The 20,531-nt window shown below is 53.6% G+C and carries 10 protein-coding genes; all 10 read right to left on the bottom strand.

What is annotated here, in order from left to right:
* Positions 1–190: 190 nt before the first annotated feature.
* Positions 191–484: a hypothetical protein gene (locus N5923_RS11390; RefSeq protein WP_267143770.1), complete on the bottom strand. Its 294-nt coding sequence runs from the start codon at positions 482–484 to the stop codon at positions 191–193.
* Positions 450–1,787 carry a VENN motif pre-toxin domain-containing protein gene (locus N5923_RS11395; RefSeq protein WP_267143769.1) on the bottom strand — a complete coding sequence of 446 codons (1,338 nt, stop codon included), beginning with the start codon at positions 1,785–1,787 and terminating at the stop codon, positions 450–452. Before N5923_RS11395 ends, N5923_RS11390 begins: the two co-directional genes overlap by 35 nt.
* 222 nt (positions 1,788–2,009) lie before the next feature.
* Positions 2,010–2,318 carry a hypothetical protein gene (locus N5923_RS11400; RefSeq protein WP_267143768.1) on the bottom strand — a complete coding sequence of 103 codons (309 nt, stop codon included), beginning with the start codon at positions 2,316–2,318 and terminating at the stop codon, positions 2,010–2,012.
* On the bottom strand, positions 2,318–13,015 hold the full coding sequence (locus tag N5923_RS11405; RefSeq protein ID WP_267145235.1) for a hemagglutinin repeat-containing protein: 10,698 nt from the start codon (positions 13,013–13,015) through the stop codon (positions 2,318–2,320). The genes N5923_RS11400 and N5923_RS11405 overlap by 1 nt, the downstream gene beginning before the upstream one ends.
* A gap of 12 nt (positions 13,016–13,027) precedes the next feature.
* Complete coding sequence (locus N5923_RS11410) at positions 13,028–14,698, bottom strand: ShlB/FhaC/HecB family hemolysin secretion/activation protein (RefSeq protein WP_267143766.1); 1,671 nt, start codon at positions 14,696–14,698, stop codon at positions 13,028–13,030.
* Positions 14,699–14,992: 294 nt separating this feature from the next.
* Positions 14,993–15,988, bottom strand: a complete 996-nt coding sequence (locus N5923_RS11415) for a Csu type fimbrial protein (RefSeq protein WP_267143765.1) — start codon at positions 15,986–15,988, stop codon at positions 14,993–14,995.
* Positions 15,985–18,435, bottom strand: a complete 2,451-nt coding sequence (locus tag N5923_RS11420) for a fimbria/pilus outer membrane usher protein (protein ID WP_407704435.1) — start codon at positions 18,433–18,435, stop codon at positions 15,985–15,987. The genes N5923_RS11415 and N5923_RS11420 overlap by 4 nt, the downstream gene beginning before the upstream one ends.
* Positions 18,436–18,438: 3 nt before the next feature.
* On the bottom strand, positions 18,439–19,143 hold the full coding sequence (locus tag N5923_RS11425; protein ID WP_267143764.1) for a fimbrial biogenesis chaperone: 705 nt from the start codon (positions 19,141–19,143) through the stop codon (positions 18,439–18,441).
* A gap of 31 nt (positions 19,144–19,174) precedes the next feature.
* On the bottom strand, positions 19,175–19,648 hold the full coding sequence (locus N5923_RS11430) for a Csu type fimbrial protein (RefSeq protein ID WP_267143946.1): 474 nt from the start codon (positions 19,646–19,648) through the stop codon (positions 19,175–19,177).
* 80 nt (positions 19,649–19,728) lie between these two features.
* Complete coding sequence (locus N5923_RS11435; protein ID WP_267143763.1) at positions 19,729–20,295, bottom strand: spore coat protein U domain-containing protein; 567 nt, start codon at positions 20,293–20,295, stop codon at positions 19,729–19,731.
* Positions 20,296–20,531: the final 236 nt, after the last annotated feature.

Below are 20,531 nucleotides of genomic sequence, written 5' to 3' on the forward strand. Positions count from 1 at the left end.
TCAACTGCATATGACTTACTTAGGCTTAGCGGCAGTTTAAGCAGTCAGCCCGAGAGCCACGCGATGAAGGTATTTGGGGTTGTGACCGGGCAGAAGATCCAGGTGATCGCCTGGCCGGGACAGATGATCATCCAGCTGGCAACAGCTGGCTGATAACGTAAAATCCCGGCTCGGTGGCCGGGATTCTTTTTTAGCGATATTCCTGCGGGATATTTTTTAATTGTTCTTCTAAAGACCAGTTTTCCGGCCTGTATTTTGGATTGTTCCATTTGGCTCCATTAGACAACCATTTCTCTCTGAAGCGCTTTAAGCCTACCTGTGTGGCATCTTCATAGCCAAATTCAACGCCACAACAGTCGCATATATTAAAGCTGGCATTTTTTCCATCATCTCCCCACAGGGGATCTGATTGCCAGGCTCCACAGACCCGGCATATAAAAAGATCGCTATTACTGTCCATTAAAGTAATCCAAGTTTGTTTCATATCCATGATCAGCTGGATCTGGTTTAAACATCGTTCTGGGAGCGCCATCCACCCTTTTCACCGCGAATGTATTAGTAGAAGGATTGTAATATACCGTCTCACCATTACTACGAACTTTGGTTAATGTTCCCGCAGGTGGATCACTGACAAAGCTGTGAGCTGCTTCCACATATTGCTTCGAGTTTTGATACTCGGGAAATTCACTTTTGTATTTATCCCAGTGGCCATAAGCGTTTGAAACAGGATCTGTTTTCTTCGTTTCTGACCAGATCTGAACATCTTTAGCTTTTGCTGATACGTACTGATTGCCCTCATTAATCAGTTTCGCCGCTTCAGCAACATCTCCCTTCGCCAGCGCCTTTTCCGCTGCCTTGATGGCCTTTCCGGCTACATCGCCCAGCCCCGGTATCAGCCCCGCCATCGCTGCAAGATAGTCAAGAGCAGACTGCGCTTCCGCAAAACTCTTGATATCACCAACTACCGGAACAAAGTCTGCACCAAACAGACCTGCACCCGTCAGCAGTTCCTGGCTGTGCGCTTCCATTTTTGCCGAGCACGCATCCGGACTTAACCCTGCGCAGTTCTGCTGTTTATATTCCTCAACCAGCGTTTTAAGCTGCTGCTGCGCTTTCTGGTATTTCTCTTCCTGCGACACGCCAGAGACCTTGTTCTCTATGATATCACTCAGCGCATTATTCTCCACCGTCGTCTTACCGGCCTGCGCTCCTGCTACCGTATCAGCGCTGCTGTCACCAATCAACCCACCCGCCAGCGCACTGGCCAGCGTTGCCAGGGCTGATATCGTCTGTTTCTCGTCCTCTTTAAAATCGCTTACGTCTTTATTGTAAACATCCAGCGCAATCTTAGCCGCCAGTTCCCCCGTCGCCGCGCCTGCTGCGGCAACCGCCATATCTTTCCCCTGCACGGCCGCCAGTGCGGCATTGACCACTGCATGCGCCATCAAGCGTCCGGCAAGGTTTTCTTCCGGGATACGCTGACCTATCTCATAAGCAATATAAGGCGCGGCCCCTCCCGCTATTGCCGCTGCAAGATCGCCTCCTGCCAGCCCCTGCACCACCGCTGTGGCTGCTGAAATACCACGCTGAATACTGCTGCCGGTGCCCCATTCCGCCTGCACTGCTTTCCAGGCCGGGGAGCTGGTCAGCTTGTCGTTATATTCAGCCCAATCTTTCTTACTAGCGCTTTTACCGGGTTCCCGCGTGCCGCCTTTTTCAAGTGCAGCCTTACCCGCAGTGATTGCCGCAATATTCCCTTCCGTGCGCGCGATATCCGCAACCTGCAACCCTCTCTCGCCTATCAGCTGCGCTGTCTGCAGACGTTGCTGCTCTTTCTCTTTGTCAAAGGTCTGATTAATTGCACCGTTGGATGACGGAACTGGGGTTTGAGGCCGGCCAGAAGATCGAGGTGATCACCCGGCCGGGAGAGATGCTCATCCGGCTCGCGACTTAAGGGTAACTAACTAGATTACCTAGTAAAATCCCGGCTCAAAGCCGGGATCGCTCAACTAATAAAAGTCTGGATCTATTCGACCTTCAGCTTTCAGGATTTCAAGAAAACGTTTGTAGGCAACTTCATCATATTCAAGAAGATCATCCAGAAGCTTTTCTTCTATCAAAGGCTTATAAAAAACCCCACCCTCAAAGAATATAAAATCACCTGACATTACAGGGTCAATGATTTTTACATTATTAGCTTTGTAAGCCAGAAGCCCGTTATATCCCTTTGAAAAACCATAAAAATAAGTTTCTCCGCCGCTCCAGTAAACAGCGTAGACATCAATAATTTTTTCAGATCTATCATTTTTTATTTTCATTAATTGCCCTTTAATGATGGCCCGGGCTGCAATGGATTCGCTTGTGGTGTCACTATTTTCATATCATAAGCCTTACCTGTATTTGAGTTATATTGATAATGTATTGTGATATTGGAACCATCAGGTAATTCATGAGTAACCTGCATTTTCTGGAATCCCGCTGAAGCTGGGAAGCGGGGATCATTATTCATTCCTTTAAGCGTCTCTCCAGCCGATGGATTAGCCTTGACCCCATTCCACAGGACCTTCTCATTCAGATCCCTCGGGAACGGATTCTGTATACCTTTCGCTGTCGTGATAGTTTCAGCATTTCTGATTAATTGCTGCTGTTCTTTCGTCAACGAAGACAGGCCAGAAGTAGAGTTAGCTGATGCTGGTTTCTCAACTGTCAGCGCATAAATAACACCCGCCAGTATTCCCTTTTTAAGATTGTCTTCATGTAACTGAGTGTTGTTTGCTACCGGCTCAAGCTCTGATATGGAGTAAGCCGCCAATTCCTGACACTTCGCGGTACATTCCGGTGATGCGGCAAGGGCCTTCAAATCTGCCAGCACATCTTTCTGATCGGCTATCGATATTCCCGTAGATAACGCCTGTATCTGTTGCTCTGCATCCAGTTTTTTCAGATCGGCCAGAAGCTGCTCTCTCTCCTCGTCAGTCTTAGCGTTCGCGTATTTTTCGGTGAAGGTCGTGATGTCCTTCTGACTCAGATAGTTATTCTCCACCTCAGTCTTACCGGCAAAGGCGCCGCTGGCTGCTCCTGCTGCGCCATCAGCGCTGCCTGCCAGGCCGCCTGCGCCCGCACTGGCAATGGTGACCAAGGTAGCTAAAAGCTGTTTTTCTTCCGCATTCAGCTTACTGGCGCTTTTCTGGAAGAACAGCTGACTAATTTCCTCCGCACTGACCGCTGCCACAAGGCCGCCAGCCGCTCCGCCAGCCACGCTACCGCCCTGCGCCTTCGCCAGCAAACCTGATACGACGGTATGTAATAATACCCGCATCGCTTCGCTACCTTCCGAAGCCTGCTTAATGGTTTGCGCCAGCAACGGTGCCGCACCCGCCGCCAACGCGCCACCCTGGTTACCGCCAGCCAGAGCGGCCAGTGCTCCCGTTATCGCCTGCGCTACTATCTGGTTTTTTGACCCGATACCATACTCATCATTGACCTGCTGATATTCCGGCGAGGCCTCGATTTTCTTCTGCTGCTCCTCTGCGGAAAGTGCAGAAAACCCATCATCTTCCTTCGATAACCGTTCGCGCGCCGCCTTCTGCGCCTTGTCTTTCTGGTAATCAAAGGCCAGCCCGATAGCCTGCTGCCCTAAGGCTCCCAGCTCCCGCTGAATGGTGAGTTTATCTTCCAGCTTCTGCGCATCAAAATCATTATTAAGCGCATTACTGGCATTTGCCGTATCCCGGCTGAGTGATGCCACATCCTGCTGCTGTGCATCCGGATTACGGATATCAATAGTGCCCGCTGAAACCGCACTATAAGTGGTGGAAGTGGCATCACTTCCCGCCTGCCCCAGGGTGGCAACCGGCATTGATTCCGAACTGACGGAGACACCATAGCCCTTACCTGCCTGGGCTGCATGATTATCAATATCCGTCCAGCCAAGAGTGCCGGTGCTCAGATGGTTTTTATCCGCACTGGCGGTGGAACTGATTACTGCGCCATCCAGCTGGGTATGATTGCCAACATAAATGCCGTAACCCGCGTCACCGGCAGCAATCCCGCTTTGCTGCTGTACAGAAGCGTAATCATTATAAAGCTTACCGCCACTTGTGCTGGCGCTCCCCTGAACCGGAGCACCCAGGCAAATGGGCGGCACGCAAATGCTGACATTAAGACCTGATGAATTCTGCTTACTATTATAACTTGATGTGTCCTGCTGACTGGCAATTAACAAATTTTTGCCAGCATTCACCTCTACCCGATTGCCGGAGAGATTCGCGCCGTTAAGCGTAATATTTTCACCACTGGTAACCGTCAGCGTTTTGCTGGCATCAACCTGGCTGTTATGGTTAGTCAGGTTATTACCGCTTGCATTGGCGCTGTACTGACTGGCTGACAGTTCAATGGAAAAACCATTCTGACTACCACCAAGACCAAAACCAACACCCACGCCGAACTTATTGCCGCCGCTGTCAGATTTCAGGGAACTGGTATCCTGAGCACTTGATAATGCGATATTGCCACCAGCAGTCAGGGAAATATTTTCCCCGGCGATCTGCACACCCTTACCGGTAATATCCTGGTCCGCTTTGAGTGCGACATCCTGATCGGCTTTGATAGTTGTTCCGCTCTGCGCGGTAGCCTGTTGCTCCTGCGACTGATGGCTGCTGCCAGCGGTGGCGCTTACCGACACTTTAACCGCCGCAGTGTTCTGGTAAACGCTGGAAAGTGCGGTTAATGCAGCCTGAGCGGCATATATCGCCTGCAAGCGGGGGTCGCTATTATTTGCACGCGCATCGGCAATTTTATCTGCTGCCTGAGCAATGCTGACCGCATAACCAGAAACCGCAGTGGTAACGCCATACTGTGTCGAGTGGCTGTTGCTGGAGCTCTTTTCATTATCCTGAGCGGTCTGCAGCTCGATATTCCGACCTGCAATATCCAGAGATTTACCTGCGTAAACATCTGCTCCCTGCAAGAGAACATCCTTTGCCCCGACAATATGGACATCGCCCTGTTCGCTGACGATGCCGCTGCGTACTGAACTCTGTTGATTCCCCTCACTGACGTTCTTCCAGGCTGAATTACCCCAGCCAACGGTGCCGCTGTAGCCATCACCGCCTAATTCCCCCAGGGTTGTACTGCTGCCACTGGAGCTGGTAAGTTGCTGATTATCACCGCTGATGATGTTCACATTGCCATTGGCGGCGGTGATATTCACACCCTGTACACCAGTTAAAGTAGAGCCCGCGAGGGTAATATCACCATCAGAACTGGTTAACGACACCGCATTACCCGTGATGGATGATGCATGCTGCGTCAGATAAGCGCCGTCACTATTTTCCTGTTGTTTTTGCAGACCAAAGGGGACACCGGGGTCACCGTTATTAGGTGAATTTCCGCCCATACGCGCCAGCGCGCCCAGCGATGGTGAACTGGTGAGACTCATCGCTTTACTTTGGCTGTTACTCGTTACTTTCTGGCTATCGCTGGAGGTAATAATCGCGATATCACCACTTGCCTGCAAAGATGCAATACCTCCGGCGACGATACTCCCACCTTCAAGCAAGATATTACCTGCGCTTGCATTGGCTTTACCGGCAACGGCGGTAAGCCTGACATCGCCCCCCGCACTGAGTGTGCTGCCACTTTGATACAGACTTTCACTGGCTTGCGAAGCGTTGCTGGAAGATTTGTTGTAGGTCAGACTGAACCCACTGGGATTATCCAGCGATGCCGCACCGAGTTCATTTCCCACCGCTTTAACTTGCTGATAGACAGAGCCTGATGACTGCAATGCATCGCGAATATTACGTAAGCTGTCCAGCGCTGTTACGCTAAGCGACAAACCAATTCCGCTGCTCTTCGCTTCTTGTGTATAACTTTCACGCACCTGATCCTGGCCAGCAAGAATCGCAATATTCTGTGCAGCGGCATTAATATTACCGGTAGCGCCCTGAGTATCATTAGCGGCACGTCCGGCAATCACATCACTTCCTTTGATAACCAGATTATTACCCGCGCTAAGGGTAACGTTACCACCAGCCGCGCCAACCATGCTGCGTGAGTCGCTTTGCGTGACCTGTGCGCCGCTGTATTCACCTTTAGCTGATTGTTTTCCGATAGTAATCCCCAAACCGCCACCACTCATCAGGCCACTTTTGGTCACCTCATGGAGCCGGTAAGTTGATTCAGTCTGAGTAGCCGCTTCAATATTAAGATTATTTCCTGCATCAAGAGTCACAGCGGTCTCACCGGCGACCGAAGCGCCAGTAAGTGTGATGTCATTTTGCGCCTTAATAGCAATCGACTTGCCAGAGAGCTGCGTCCCTTTCTCCGTCGTCTGATAATCTTCAGCAATGGTATGCGTCGTTGTTTTCGAGAAGAGCCGCTTTTTGACGGTAGTTTCTTCGTCAAAGTGATAGTCACTTTCGTTAGCCGTAGTGAGGTTAATATCGCCACCCGCTTTAACCGCTATATCCTGCTGTGCCGTGACCTGTGTCGCCGCACTGCTGATATCACGCCCGGCTTGTAAGGTTGTATCCCCCCCGCTGGCAATCTCCGTCCCCTGCTGACGTACCGACTGATCGATTTCGGTTTTATTGCCTGAGTAATAGCTGCTGCCAGACGTGGTCGCCACCGCCTGCAAATTGATATCGCGTCCGCCCTGTAGCGCCACATCGCCTTCCGCCGCCATCGCTGCCGCCTGACTGGTAAGGTCGCGACCGGCTTTTAGTGTCAGATCGCCGCCGCTGGTCAGGGTGGCGCGATCCAGTCCGCTGGCATGTGATTCAGCATTGCCTTTACTGCTGGCTTGCTGGGTCGTTTTTGCCTGCAGATTAAGATCATTGCCCGCCGTCAGACTGGCATTTTTACCCGCATCCACTGCGCTGGCGCTGGCAGTCAGGTTATTACCAGCGCTTATCCCAAGATTGCCACCAGCAGTCACGGTGCTGCCCTCATGGCGAATGTCGGTACTACTGGAGCTTTGCACTTGTTTTCGGGCGTTATAAGCAAATCCAGACTGGCTTTGAGTGTCATTGATGGTATTTGCCGTGATGGCAATATCACCGCTGGCATTCATCTGTAAGTCACCGCCTGCTTTAATCTCCGCACCAGTAATGGCAATATCTTTCCCGGCGTTCAGCGTAAGACTGTCCAGCGAGGTAATAGCAGCACTATTACCCAGCCAGGTATGGCTGAGGCCAACTTTTTCGCCACTTTCCTCTGAGCTATTAAACTGCCACTGCGTAGCCTTGGTGATATTATTAATGCTGCCGTTGGTGCTTTCCAGAGCGACCATTTTTCCGCTGATAGCGGAACCGATATTATTAATATCGCCCAGGGCGCTCAGTTGCAGATTACCGCCAGCTTTAACCAACGCATCATTTAGATTGCTGACGCTATTCTGGCTATCAACAGTCAGATCATTTGCAGCGATTAACGTACTGCCATTATTGGTAACGACACCCGCTTCCAGCACCACATTATTACCGGCGATCACACTGCCGTTATTTATCGCCACATCTTTTGTCGACAGATAAACTTTTGGCACCATCACCGTCTCGCCATTGACTGTGCTCGCTTCCCACCAGATGATGCTGTGATCCAGCGCCCCCACCTGGACGGCGGTGAGCGACACGCCAAATTCTAACCCCAGCGATTGCTGTGCGGCCGCAGCGTTATCCATCAGGTAACGCATCTGATCCAGCTCAGAACCGAGGCCATTAAGGTAGCGGCTACCTGTCTGGTTCAGCACGGTATTGCTGACGTAGCGCGTGTCAAAAGCCGCATCCCCCAGAAAACGATAATCATATTCGGGATTCAGTTGCAGGCGATCGAGCAGATAAGCGGAACCAAGAAATTGCTTCTCATCGGTATACTGGCTGCGGGTTTCCTGCGACGCCCCCGTCGGTTGTTGCCCGAGTAACTTGTACAGATCGCCATATAAGTTCTGATCTAATTCCCCCAGACCATTTAGCTTCGGGTTAACAGTAATCAGGTAGGGACTTTTCGGATCGCCCGAGGTTACAAAATAGCCGCTATTACTGGTTGGAAGTGGGTAAGCACTGGTGTCGACCGATTTTCCCTGCAAATTACCGGAGGTACCCGAATTAGCCAGTGGATCGCCACCACTGATTATCTGTAGCGCATCCTGCAACTGATCGTGCCACTGTGGCGAATCTATCGTTACTTTGTCGCTGCCAGACAGCGCTTGCTTCTGCTGCGCGCCACTGATACCGGCCTGACTCAGCGTATTGAGCGAAGGTGCGGCGAGTATATTGCTGATGCCGCCTGCATTGGCGTTGGTACTGGTGTTGCTGATATTGTTGCTGAAACTGGCGTTAACTGTCCCCCCTGCCTGGATAACAGAACGATAATTGCCGCCAGTCGACAGGGTTTCATACTCAGGTGCGCTGGCAAGACGGTAAGTGACATGTGAATCTAAATTATTAACCCGAACCTGGGTATTCGTTACGATCGGCAGTCCAGCAAAATAGGTCATCCCATGATCTTCATCCAGTTCGTATGTCGCTGGCTGGCCATCAAACTGATAAGTTAAATATGTATTTCGAACACTATTCAACCAGGATGCATTATTTAGTGAGCTGCCTCGTAACGTAATCATTTTATCAGCCAGAATGGCGCTGGCCTGGTTATCCAGTGTTGTGGCAGTAATATCTAAGTTACGTCCTGAGGCAATACGTCCACTACCGCCTGTTGCAGTCACTTCGAGAGTCAAAATTTCCGACAAATAACGTTTCACAGCTCCCAGTTCATTCGGCGCCAGAGTGTAATATCTAATTTCGTGCTTGCCAGCGCCGTTAGCTTCACTCCCACCACTTTCGCGTGTCCTGAGGTTGTAACCCAGCTCACTTTCATCCAGGTCTCCCAAACGGACATCCACGGTAGCCGCACCTGTTCCCTCTGGCACATCAGATGCTTTTTGCGTTGTTGAGGTAACGCTCAATCCTTCCCGCGTATTCAACAAATGCCCGGTCTTAATTGTTATATCGCCGTTATTGGTCTCAATGGTGCCGGAACTATTGACCACTTCAGTATTGGCATTCCCCGCTGCATCGCGCTGCATCCATAAGCTATTACCGGCGAGGATATCGCCACGTTGATTCTTAATACTGTTCGCCAGCAGATAGAGATTATTGCCCGCATACAGCAGCGCGGTATTGATAATGCTGCCCGGCGCCGTCAGCGTCATGGTGCCTTTGGTGCCGGTAAAACCATTGAGAGTGATATTGCCCCGGCTGGTCAGGGAAACATTGCCGCCGCCCTGCAACGAGCCGGCACTGTTCATCGCAATCTGACTACCGCTTAGCGCACTGTCGGCGCTGCCAGTGGTCAGCTGACCATTATTGGTCAGCGTGCCGCCAGCGGTTAACGTCAGCCCCTGCCCCTGCATAACGCCGCTATTCAGCAAATTGCCATCACTGCTGACCGTCAGGCGATTCCCGGCAGCGATAGTGCCACGGCCGGTAAAGGCATCTACCAGCTTCAGGGTTGCATCGCCCAGCGCCACCACCAGACCCAGCTGGTCGAATCCGTTGCTGGTCAGCAGCAGATTGCCGCCGCTAAACAGTTTGCCCGCCGCCTGCTGCGTCACCTGTGCCGCCGTCACATTTAGCTGACTATTGCCCAGCAGCGTACCGCTATTGGTGAGCTGCTGATAATTGACCGCCAGATTACCGCCCTGCGTGACGCCCTGGTTAGTCAGTGTATTACCGCTCAGCGTGCCCTGCTGTTCCGCCAGTAAGGTGCCGCTGTTAGTCGCATTAGCGGCATTCAGAATTAGCGTGGTTGCCTGCAACCAGCCGCTGTTAATCAGTTGCGCGGTGGTCAGCGTCAGCTGACCGCTATTCAGTAATTTACCTTCATTGCGCGCGCTGCTGGTGGCATCGACCGTCGAGGTCGCCCCGCCCTGAATCAGACCGTAGTTAATCAGGTTCGGCGTGGTGAGATTCACCCCTTGCTGGCTCAGCAGCGTGCCGGAGGCATTGTTGGTCAGGTTGCCGGTCAGATTTAGCGTCAGGCCATTATCACCCTGTAAGCGGCCACTGTTGGTCAGCACGCCGCTGCCAATCTGTAGCGTATCGCCCTGCAAACTTCCCAGGTTGTTTACCGAGGCGGCATTGAGTGTCAGCGTGCCGCCGCTTAACATTGTTTTGTTCTGCTGCTGAGTAAAACCTCCGCTCAGATCTGCCGTCAGGCTCTCCACACCACTTATTACGCCATCATTATTGAGCGTGCCGCCAGTTAACGTCAGATTTTTGGCGATCCATTCCCCCTGACTGGTCAGCGCCAGCGCCTGCAATGCGGCATTGCCGCTGGCGCTGATTTTGCTGCCCGACGCCGAGTTCAGGCTGTCACTGAGCACCAGTTGCAAATCGCCTGCACTCTGGATAGAACCGTTATTATTTAGCTGTTGGGCGTGCAGCAGGATCTGCTGTCCCTGCCAGCTGCCGTTGTTGGTGACGGTGCCGCCATTTACCGTCAGGGTTCCCTGGGTCAACAGCGTGCCGTTGTTTTCGTTGCGCAGCTCCTGCGCCGGTGCAGCTAACGCCATACGCCCCATCGCAGGCCGTGCCGTGCCCAGCGTTAGCGCTTGCAGACCGATCAGCGCGCCACGGTTGATGACCTGTGCCGGTGTGATGGTCAGGGTTTTACCCTGCACACTGCCGCTATTGGTCAGCGTACCGCCATTTAGCGTGATATCTCCACTGCTAAGCAGCGAACCGCTGTTATCCAGCTTATCGGTCAGTTCAGCATTCAGCGTACTGGTGGCAAGAGCCGTGCCGCGGTTATCCCACTGGCGGGCAGTGACCTGCAAGCCATCCGCCTGCACCAGACCACGGTTCTCCAGACTATCCGCAGCAATAGTGGCGTTGCCGCCAGTAAGCAACTGGCCTTCGCTGGCGTTAACCAGCTGGTCGCCCTGCAACCCCAGACTCTCATCCCCCTGCAGCAGGCCGCTATTCACCAGATCGCCCTTCAGCGTCAGCGCTTTGCCAATCAGCCAGCCGCGGTTATCGACGGTGGCGGATTCAACGTCAACCGCCTGCTGACCGATAATCTTGCCGCTGTTATTTAGCGTGCCAGCATGCAGGTCGAGCCGATTTGCCGCCAGCTGTCCGGCGTTATCCAGCTGAGTATGATTTAACTGCATCGTACCGCTCGCCAGCATTAACCCTTGCGCGCCAATGTTAAACAGGCGGTTATCCGCCGTCAGTGTCGCGGCGTTAATCTCTCCATCGTTGGTTAGCCGGTCGCCACTCAGATACATAGCGCTGTCGCTGGTCAGCAAACCGCTGTTGGTAAACTGCGGCAGATCGAGCGTCAGATCGCCCGCCGTGTAAATGCTGCCGGTTGTCAGGTTGTCCAGCTGGTCGCTAAGCAGGCTTAGCGACTGCGTTCCCTGTATCAGACCGCTGTTGCCGATCTCGCGGCTATCCAGTGCAAAGTCATTTGCCAGCAGGGTGCCGTTATTGACTAACGCCGCCGAACTGATCTGCAACTGTTGATCGCCACTGATCTTGCCGCCCGCCGCGTTGACGATTTTTCCGCTGACCGCCAGTTGCGCGCTGCCTTTAGCATTTAGCGTGCCGCTCTGTTGCAGGCTGCTGGCCGCAATCTTCAGCTGCTGGCCCGCCAGCATCTCGCCACGGTTATTCAGCGTCTTGCTGTCGATATCCAGCGTATCCCCCACCAGTTTGCCGCTGTTGGTCAGCTGCTCGCTACGGCTGCTGAGCTGTTTTTTTGCCACCAGCGTACCGCTATTGCTGGCAGTGGCGGCGTGCAGATCGATATCCGCTCCGGCAGTAAGTTGTCCGGCATTATTCATACTACGCTGCGCATTGACACTAATGTTGCCGGTGGCGTCGGCGGTGCTGGCTGTATCTACCGTCAGATCACCCGCAGCCAGCTGAATATCAGCACCAGCGGTAAGTTTCGCGTTGCTGAGCCGCACATTTTCGCCGCCACTCAGCGCGATACTTTTATCACTGACCAGCGTGCCATTTTGCAGCGTGAGATCCTGCTGCGCAGTGACGGTTGCGCCGCCGCTGACTTTGTTATCGCCACTCAGCGTGACGCTGGCGCCTTTGGCTGTCAGCGTGCCGCTGGTCAGGCTGTTATTCAGCGCCAGTTTGCCACTGGCATCCAGCACCATATCGCCCTGACGGGCATTAAGGTTACCAAGGTTGACCCCCACGCCCTTATCGCTGGAGATCAGATGAATACGGTTGGCATACATTCCGCCGAGCGCGCCGGTATCTACCGCGACCGTCGGCGCAATGCCTTCGCCCGCAATAGCGGTGACGCCGCCATCTGCCGCCACTTTATTGGCGCCAGCAATCACTTTCAGATCTCGGGCATGAATCGCCGCATTCACTTCAGTGGCGCGGGAGATTATCGATAGCGCGTCACTCTGGCTGGCATCCAGCCCCTGACCTTCAACCGTAATGGTGCCCTTGCTGACGGTCAGCGCCTGCAAATTGCCGTTGCTGTCAAAAGAGGGTTTGCCGGTGGTTAAGGTGGCGCCAGGCGTATTAATAAAACCACAGCCGCTACAGGTAATGCCATAGGGGTTGGCGACCATCACGTTGGCGGCTTTACCCGCCACTTCGGTATAACCCTGCAGCTGAGAGCGGTTAGCTCCCACCACTTCGTTGATAATGCCTTTTGCTTCTTTGCCGGCAGTCAGATTGGTGTTGTTCTGGATCAGGCCGCCCAGCTGTGTTTGCGTCAGCTGGCCGGTGGCGTTATTAAGGATCAACCCCTCTTTACCGACGTTGTAATCTTTAAACTGGTTATGGGAAATACCCGCTTTATTCGGCGTGGCGATATTGAGTACCGGCACGCCATTACCCGCTTTGTCCAGCTGCGTATTGCCATTGACCGGATTAATGCTGGCCGAAATTGCCGGCAGCAGTGGCTGCCAGGCGATTAAGCCGCAAATCAGATAGCTCAGCAGGCGTTGCGGGAGACGCAGTGGGTGAAGACGATTTTCCATAACCATTGCCTTTTAAAACACCAGAGAAATACGGTAGTAAGCGGTAAGATGATCTGGTGCCAGCCAGTCGGGATACTTCACCGGGATACCAAGGGTAAATTGGGTTGCCACATAGCGATTGGTGGTGCCCAGACCGATAGCGCTGCCCCATAAGGTGCCGGATGCCCAGGGATCATAGTGATCCTGTTGCAGCCAGCCACCATCCACTGCCGCAAGGACGCTGACCTGGCCGATCAGCGGCAAAGTAAACAGGGTGTAATTGATTTCGTTGCGCAGATAGCCGCCGTTATCGCCGGATAGATACTGCTCTTTAAAACCGCGTACGGAACTTTCGCCACCCAGCGTTAAGCGCTCGCTGCCGTACAGCCGATCCGGTGACCACTGGCCATACAGACTGCTTAACAGCCAGAGATCCTGCGCCAGCGGGCGCTGAAAACTGGCGCTCAGGCTCCATTTACGGAACTGTGCTTTGGGCAGGTCGGCGGTTTTATCGCCGTCGTTTTCGGCGTTAAACCAGCTGACACCGCGACTGAGGGTCGGGTTAAAGGTGGCGACACCGCCCGCCAGTTTTTGCGTATGGTTAATGCCGAATTGCAGACTGGTAAGTTTACGGCTGCTGCTTCGCAACAGGGCATCATTCAGCCAGTTGCGACTGATATGGTGGCTGATACCGGTCATCACGCCGGTCTTCATATCACCGTTACGAAACACCACCCAGTTGCCGGTCAGGCGATGAACCTGACTGTCACCATGGGAGTACCACGCAAAGCCCTGATTCTCGAAGGTGTTGCGATAGTCACTGCGGCTATAGCTGTAGTCCAGTAAGCCATAGCCCCAGGGAATACTGACGCCAGTTTGCAGATTGCTGGCATCACCAGCGCTGGAAAAGTCGCTGCTGCGTCCGCCGCTGATAAACCATTTATCGGCCAGACCAAGCGGATTATTCGCCACCAGCGAGGCATTTAGCTGGCCAACACCGGTACTTTTCTGGCCGCTATTATCGAAACCGACGGATGCAGTTAACGGAAATTCTGGCGTTGCCGTCAGGTTAACAATCGAGTAGCCCGCCTGATCGGCCGGTAAAATTTCTATCTGTGCGGGCTGGCTGCGCAGGCGATTAATCTGTTCCATTCCCTGCTCAATATCGCGCAGATTAAGCACCTTGCCTTCCAGACCGGGGAAAGCCATGTACAACTGGCGCGATGGCACATTATCCATCACGATCTTTTGCAATTTTCCTTCCAGCACCGGGATATGCAGCTCACCAGAACTGAGATCCTGCTCGATCAAAAAAGCCCGACTGGTGACATAGCCACGACTGATATACCAGTCGGAAATTTGCGCCACTATTTGACTTATTTTTGTGATACCCAGACACTGATTGATAAACGGACGCGTAATATGTTCACGCGCCGATAATGGTAATAATGTCGCCTGCTCAATCTGAATCGAGTGAATAATAAAGCAGCGTTGATCATTGCTTTGCTGACGATTGTTTTCGGGTTTTGGCAACATAAAACTGCGGCTAAGTTCTTCACGTTGCTGCTGGTTTTGCTGTAACAGTGAATGCTGAGTTTGCTGTTGCTGGCCACGCTCAGCGGGCGTCACCGGCGCGGCCCACACCGGCGCGCCAGTCAGCACCATCAGGGCGAGTATGTGTTTCCATACACGGAAAGTGATCATAATAAACAGATAATTCTGATGAACAAACAATGCGCAACAGATTACCATTAATATTTAGAAATACAGTTAACTCATACTAATAAAAAATAAAATATAATAAATTGCGCTGAAGATAAGCTCAGCGCTAATAACAAAGTCAAATCAGTTATCATAATTAACCAATCAACAGCACACTGCACTGCAGAAATAAATAAGACTCAAATATCACTTACAATCTCCTGACAGAGCGTAATTTCCATTATCCATATTTATTTAACTATAAAGATAACGCAAATTAACGCTCTTCTTTCAGCATTAAAACGATAAATCGACGACCACATTATCGCTATAACTTCCCGCAGCGGGGGTGTTCTGGGTGGTCAGTACTTTGGCTGTGTAATTATAGGTGCGCGTCACGCCATCGGTGCTGGTGGTATTGGCATTGGCACTGCTCTGACGCTCAGTGCCGGTTGGTCCCCAGCGGTCAGTAGTGGAAGTGCCTTTATATATTTCGTAGCTAAGCATCGTGCTGCCGTTGGCCATATTACGCACACTGCCAACCGCATGGGATCCATTGCTTAAACCCACGGTATAGGTACTGCCTTTGGTGCAAATCACACTGATTGACTGCGACACCGTGGAGAAACTGCTGACCAGCGGTGCGCTGCCGAAACTTATATTCGGCGCGGTAATGGTGGTGCAGTCATTGGTGACCACCATCGTCACGGTAATCGGAATGGTGCCGGAGCCGTTTTGATCCTGACCGGCAAGGCAGAGTAATCCACCCACCCCCAGCCCGGTACAGATCCGGTAGGTGACCGCCACATTCAGGGTGACGGTATAGGTGCCAGCGGCCACCGGTTGACTGGGCAGCATAGTGCGCAAATAGAGCGGCAGGGCAAAGTTATAGGTGCCGCCCAGCCCGAGGTTAAGCAGTGAACTGGAGCTGTAAGTAACCGGCGTGGCGCCAATCGTCATCTCTGTTGCGCAGGTGGAGACCGAACAGAGCTGCACCGGAATATTATCGCTACCGCTATCGCCCGCGCGTTTCATAATGCCACGCGCACTGGCGACATTGGTGGCGGATCCCAGTGCCAGAGTGATGTTATTAGTGGTCAGCAGTCCGATAATCAGCCCCGATCCGCAGTTAATGTTGGCAGTGGTGGAGGTGGAACTGACGCTGCTACCGGCGGCAAATGACGTCACGGTGCCAAAGCTGGCGCTCGACGCGGGCAAGCCGCAGGCCGCCTGAGTGCTGGCGGCGAATCCAAGGGCGATCAGCGCGATAAGGGCGGATAAAAGTCGTGTCATGGTCGTTTTCCTGAAAGCGAGTCGGATTGTGGCGCGCTGGAAGCACCCGCAGGCAGCGGCGGCAATGAGCAGATTAACGGGCCGTAAGTGTTCAGCGCTTTCGGCTGGCCACCGGCAATGGCTAAGTGGGTTTCACAGCTGCGGCCATCCGGCGTCAGCGCGGATATCGGGTTCTCCGCCCCCAGGTTGTCCATCCAGGCAATCCCATCCCAGCCAACATATTCAGTCGCCTGGCCGGGACGCATAATCTGCGTCGAAACCGGCAGGGGCTGACCCTGCTGGTCATGCAGAATCACGCTGGCCGCACGGAGTTTTTCAATCGGGAAGTCCAGCAGATAGCCACTCTGCCGTTTTACCGCAAAGCGTTGTTCAACCCGTGAAGCGGTCATATCGGCGGGCAGATCGAGGGTGTCGATATCATATTTCGCCGGATAATAGGAGCTGATGCCCGGCACCAGCAGATAGCCCCGTTTATCGGTTTTGCCCATCGACTGATTCTCATAACGCACGTTGACATCCGGGTAACTGGTTTTCACCAGCACAAAGGCATCGTTAACCGCATTGGCGGCAAAGAACCCGCCATCCATTAACACCAGCGCGCCGGAGAGATCCGCCCATTCGGTAGTGTTGTCGTCGCTGCCATAGAAGCCCGCCGACGTTTCCATCTTCTGCGTGCGCCAGTTCAGACTGCCCTGCCGGTAAGCCCCACCTTCGCTCTGATTCGCCCAGGAGGCGTCCCAGGCAATGCCGCCATCACTCGGCATCGAGCGTGATACCCAGGCACGCTGGGTAGCGCCACCCTGCTGGTCGCGCTCAACGCTCAGGCTGGCATTACCATGCTCGCCAAATGGAATCATCAGCGAGATGGCACCGGTCCAGTCCCCCTGCTGCTGATCGCGGCTGGCAGAGATATACAGGCTGCTGTTACCCCAGATATTTTTACTCCAGGAGAGGTTCCATAAACGGGTGCGGTCGCCAGCGCCACCGGTAATATCGATAAAGGCGGCGCCGACATTGCCATAACGATCGAGTGAAACACTGGCGTTGTACTGCGCGCTGCGGCGACTCAGCGCATAGCTGCTGCTGGCGGTACTGCCGAGGCGATTGCCATACAGCGCCAGATCGCCAAACTCGCTGGTACGTAGCGTATGCTGGGTGCCGACGCTAAACCAGTTGGTATTATATTGATAACCCCAGCTGTATTGGGTGCCGGTCTGGCCTGACATCTGGCTCTGCGCCACTGCGCCATTAATCACCCCCAGCGGCCCCATTTTGACCTGCGCCCCGCCACCGCCCAGCGCCAGCGACTCCGCCCCCTCGGCATGGGTTTCCAGCGTCAGCCAGTCGGTGGCGCCGTAACGATACGAGCCGCTGACCGCCGCCGGGCCATAATCGAAATTGCTGATACCGTAATTTTCGCGGATCGATCCGGCAGCAAAAGAGAAATCAGATAAGCCGGGTTTCAGCAGATTACTGGAAACATAGAACGGCAGTGTGGTGGTCACCTGGCGGCCAACCGCATCGGTAGTGACAATCACCGCATTACCGGCGCCGTTAACAAACGGCATATTGGTCAGCGAGTAAGGGCCGGGCTGAACATTATTTGAGCTGTTACGATAACCATTAACAAACAGATCGACCGTTGACGGCACCGATGCCTGACCGGCAAAGGTCGGTAGCGGATAGGTCACCAGGTCCGGGCGCAGCGAGAAGTCGCGGCCGATCTGCAATCCGCCAAGCCGCACGCTGCTGCTCCATGACAACGCGTCAGTCACCAGATCGCCTGCGCGCCAGCTGAGGGTGTTGGCTTCATTCTGATTGGTCCAGAAAGTGTCATAGCGCAGATAACCTTCATCCAGCGTTCCGGTGCCACCCTCCAGCTGCTGCTGCCAGGTACCGTTGCTGACAAACTGGCCCGCATCGCCAAACAGGCGAAATTCATTCCATGCCGAAAGCCGCGTGCCGCTGTTATCGGTGCGGCTGGCATAAAAGTCATAGTTAATCAGCGCGCCGGTGCTGGTACGTCCGGGATAGCGCGGGCCTTTGTTTTCACCATCGATAGTCTGTGCAGGCAGCCAGTCGACCGGCACCGTTAGCAACATGCGCTGGCGCTGACTGTCGTACTCCGCCTTTACTTCCGGCATCGCCGACACATCCACCTGCGGGGTGCTAAGTTTCTCCTGCGGCAGACCAGCGCGTTGCAGATCGCCAGCGCGGATCAGGTAATGTCCGTCACGAAACTCAACCGGCACAATATCGCCGTTATCGCGGCCATTCACCACCAGCCCCAGCATATATTGCTGATTGCTGGCGCCAGTGGTCGCCGCCGGTGGTGGCGGCAAAGCGTCATAGGTTTCCGCGCTGCTGGTTAGCGGGAACAGGCAGCTTAACAGCGCAGTCATCAACAGCGAGTAACGTTGCGGTGGCGCCAGCAAAGAGGTGCTCATCCGTTAGCGTGAACCGGTACTGCGCCAGCTTTTATTATTCAGTTCCGCTACCAGTTCAGAGCTGGCCGGGGCGGAGAACGACAGCGGCCAGCGCCAGGTGGAATTAGCCAGCACATAGCCCAACAGGCCATCGGATAAATTGCGTCCGCCAAGCGTCACTTTACTCAGACGCGCATGCCCGGCACCACGATTGGTCATTTCAAGGAAAGGTTTACCCTGCTGATTGACAATCTGCCAGCTCAGTTGCGGTTTGGCGCTGTTCGCATCCAGGCCGGTGCCGTAGACAAATAGCGGCACCGAATAACGCATCTGGAAATTCAGCCCGGCCTGATTCTCCCCTTCCTGCTGCGGCGTGGGGATTTCATCGAGCAACACGCGGTAAGCCACTTCCTGTCCGACCGGTGGCGCGGTCTGCTTAATCAGGCGCACCAGCTGCTTCTGCCCAGGTTCAATCCGCACCAGCGGTGGACTGGCCACCAGCTGTTGCTGGGTCTGATACTGCTCCTGACCATTGATCTGCTGCCAGCCAAACACGCGCACCTGCATCAGGGTGGTACTGGTGCCACGATTCTCCAGCCACAGCTCGGTCGCTTTTTCATCGCCGACGATTTTAGGATCGATGGGCCAAATCAGCACCGAGTTGCCCGCATGGGCGACAGTAGCAAACAGGGTCGCCAGAAGAAGCAGTGCGGCGCGAGCGATATTCATTCCTGATGTCCTTATAAAGAGAAGTGAAGCATTACCAGCTCAGGGTAACGGTCAGGGTGTCAGTGTAATTCCCGGCACGGTTGGCGCCGTTAAGTTGCAGCAGGCCATAAATCGGTAAGGTGATGTTATTGGCATTGCTGTAGCTCAACGCGACGTTCTGATTGACCGGGATTTCACTGGCAGCGCTGTGGCCGGAGCTGGTAAAAATTTTGTAGCCGACAACATTACTAAAGTTCGCCAGTTTCAGGTTACGGGTCGTGGAGTAGTTGCTGCCGCCATTAATGCTCATATTCAGGGTGGTGCCGGGGGTGCAGGCCAGGTTGATGGAAGAGCTCTGTACATAGCTGGCGCTGACGCTGCTGGTTTCGACGCCGGAGTGAGTGCCGAAATTAAGCGCGCCAAATACGCCGGTGTTGGTACCGGAAACCACGCAGCCCGCCACAATCGATGCGGCAACCTGAAAGGTCTGCGTCGGCAACGACTGTACACTGCTGACATAAAACATCAGCAGTATGCACAGCGACCGTACGCAGACTGCGATAAACCCTGGCTTTCCCGCCACGATGATCTCCCTGGCAGACCCGATCAGTAGTTCACAGCAACATTAATGGTGTCCGTGTAAGTCCCTGCAGGAATGGCGGCATTCTGACCACCACCGGCAACCCGACCATAAACCGGGAAGTTAGTGCCCAGCACCGGGTCAGGTGTGCCACTGGAGACCAGATCGGCATTGTTGGCAATTGAGGTGGCAAAGGCTGCATCGCTATAGAGGGTATAGGCGATGCCCTGAGTAGCATCACTGCCCAGCACCAGATAACGCGGTGCGCTGGTTACGGTGCCATACACCGTACCGGGTGCGGCGTTACTGCTGGTGACGCGTACGTTAAATGTCTGGCCGGTAGTACAGCGCACAAAAATACCGTTCCCGGCGGAGCCTACCAGGGTGGCATTAAGCGTATCAAAGGTGGCGGCGCTGCTACCAAAGTCTAACGTACCGAAGTTAACGCCGGTCGTGGCGCTCTGGCCATTGACCAGACAACCGGTAGTCAGCGTCAGCGTAGCGTTCATTGTTCCCGTTGTGGTGGCGGCAAAGCCTGAAGAGGCAACGCCGAGGCTCAGGCCACAGCCCACCAGAAAAAGCTTTATTTTCATAACCATTCCTTACTGATAAGAGTGATTTGCGTGCTTTCCAGTCTGGTGAGCAATCAATAACAAGAAATTAAAAAAATCATAATGTTTTCGCTCTGAATGGCGATATTAAGAGTTTATCTGCGTGCGACCCCAAGGTTTGCATTTATCATCACACATCAGATTTATTTACTATAGAACAGGCTGGTAGTAATCGTTACAGCAAATTTCAAAATTATACTTAAGTTTTATTTTTCATC

Origin of the sequence: Winslowiella arboricola, assembly GCF_025527015.1 — a bacterium.
GTDB classification, from domain to species: Bacteria; Pseudomonadota; Gammaproteobacteria; order Enterobacterales; family Enterobacteriaceae; genus Erwinia; species Erwinia arboricola.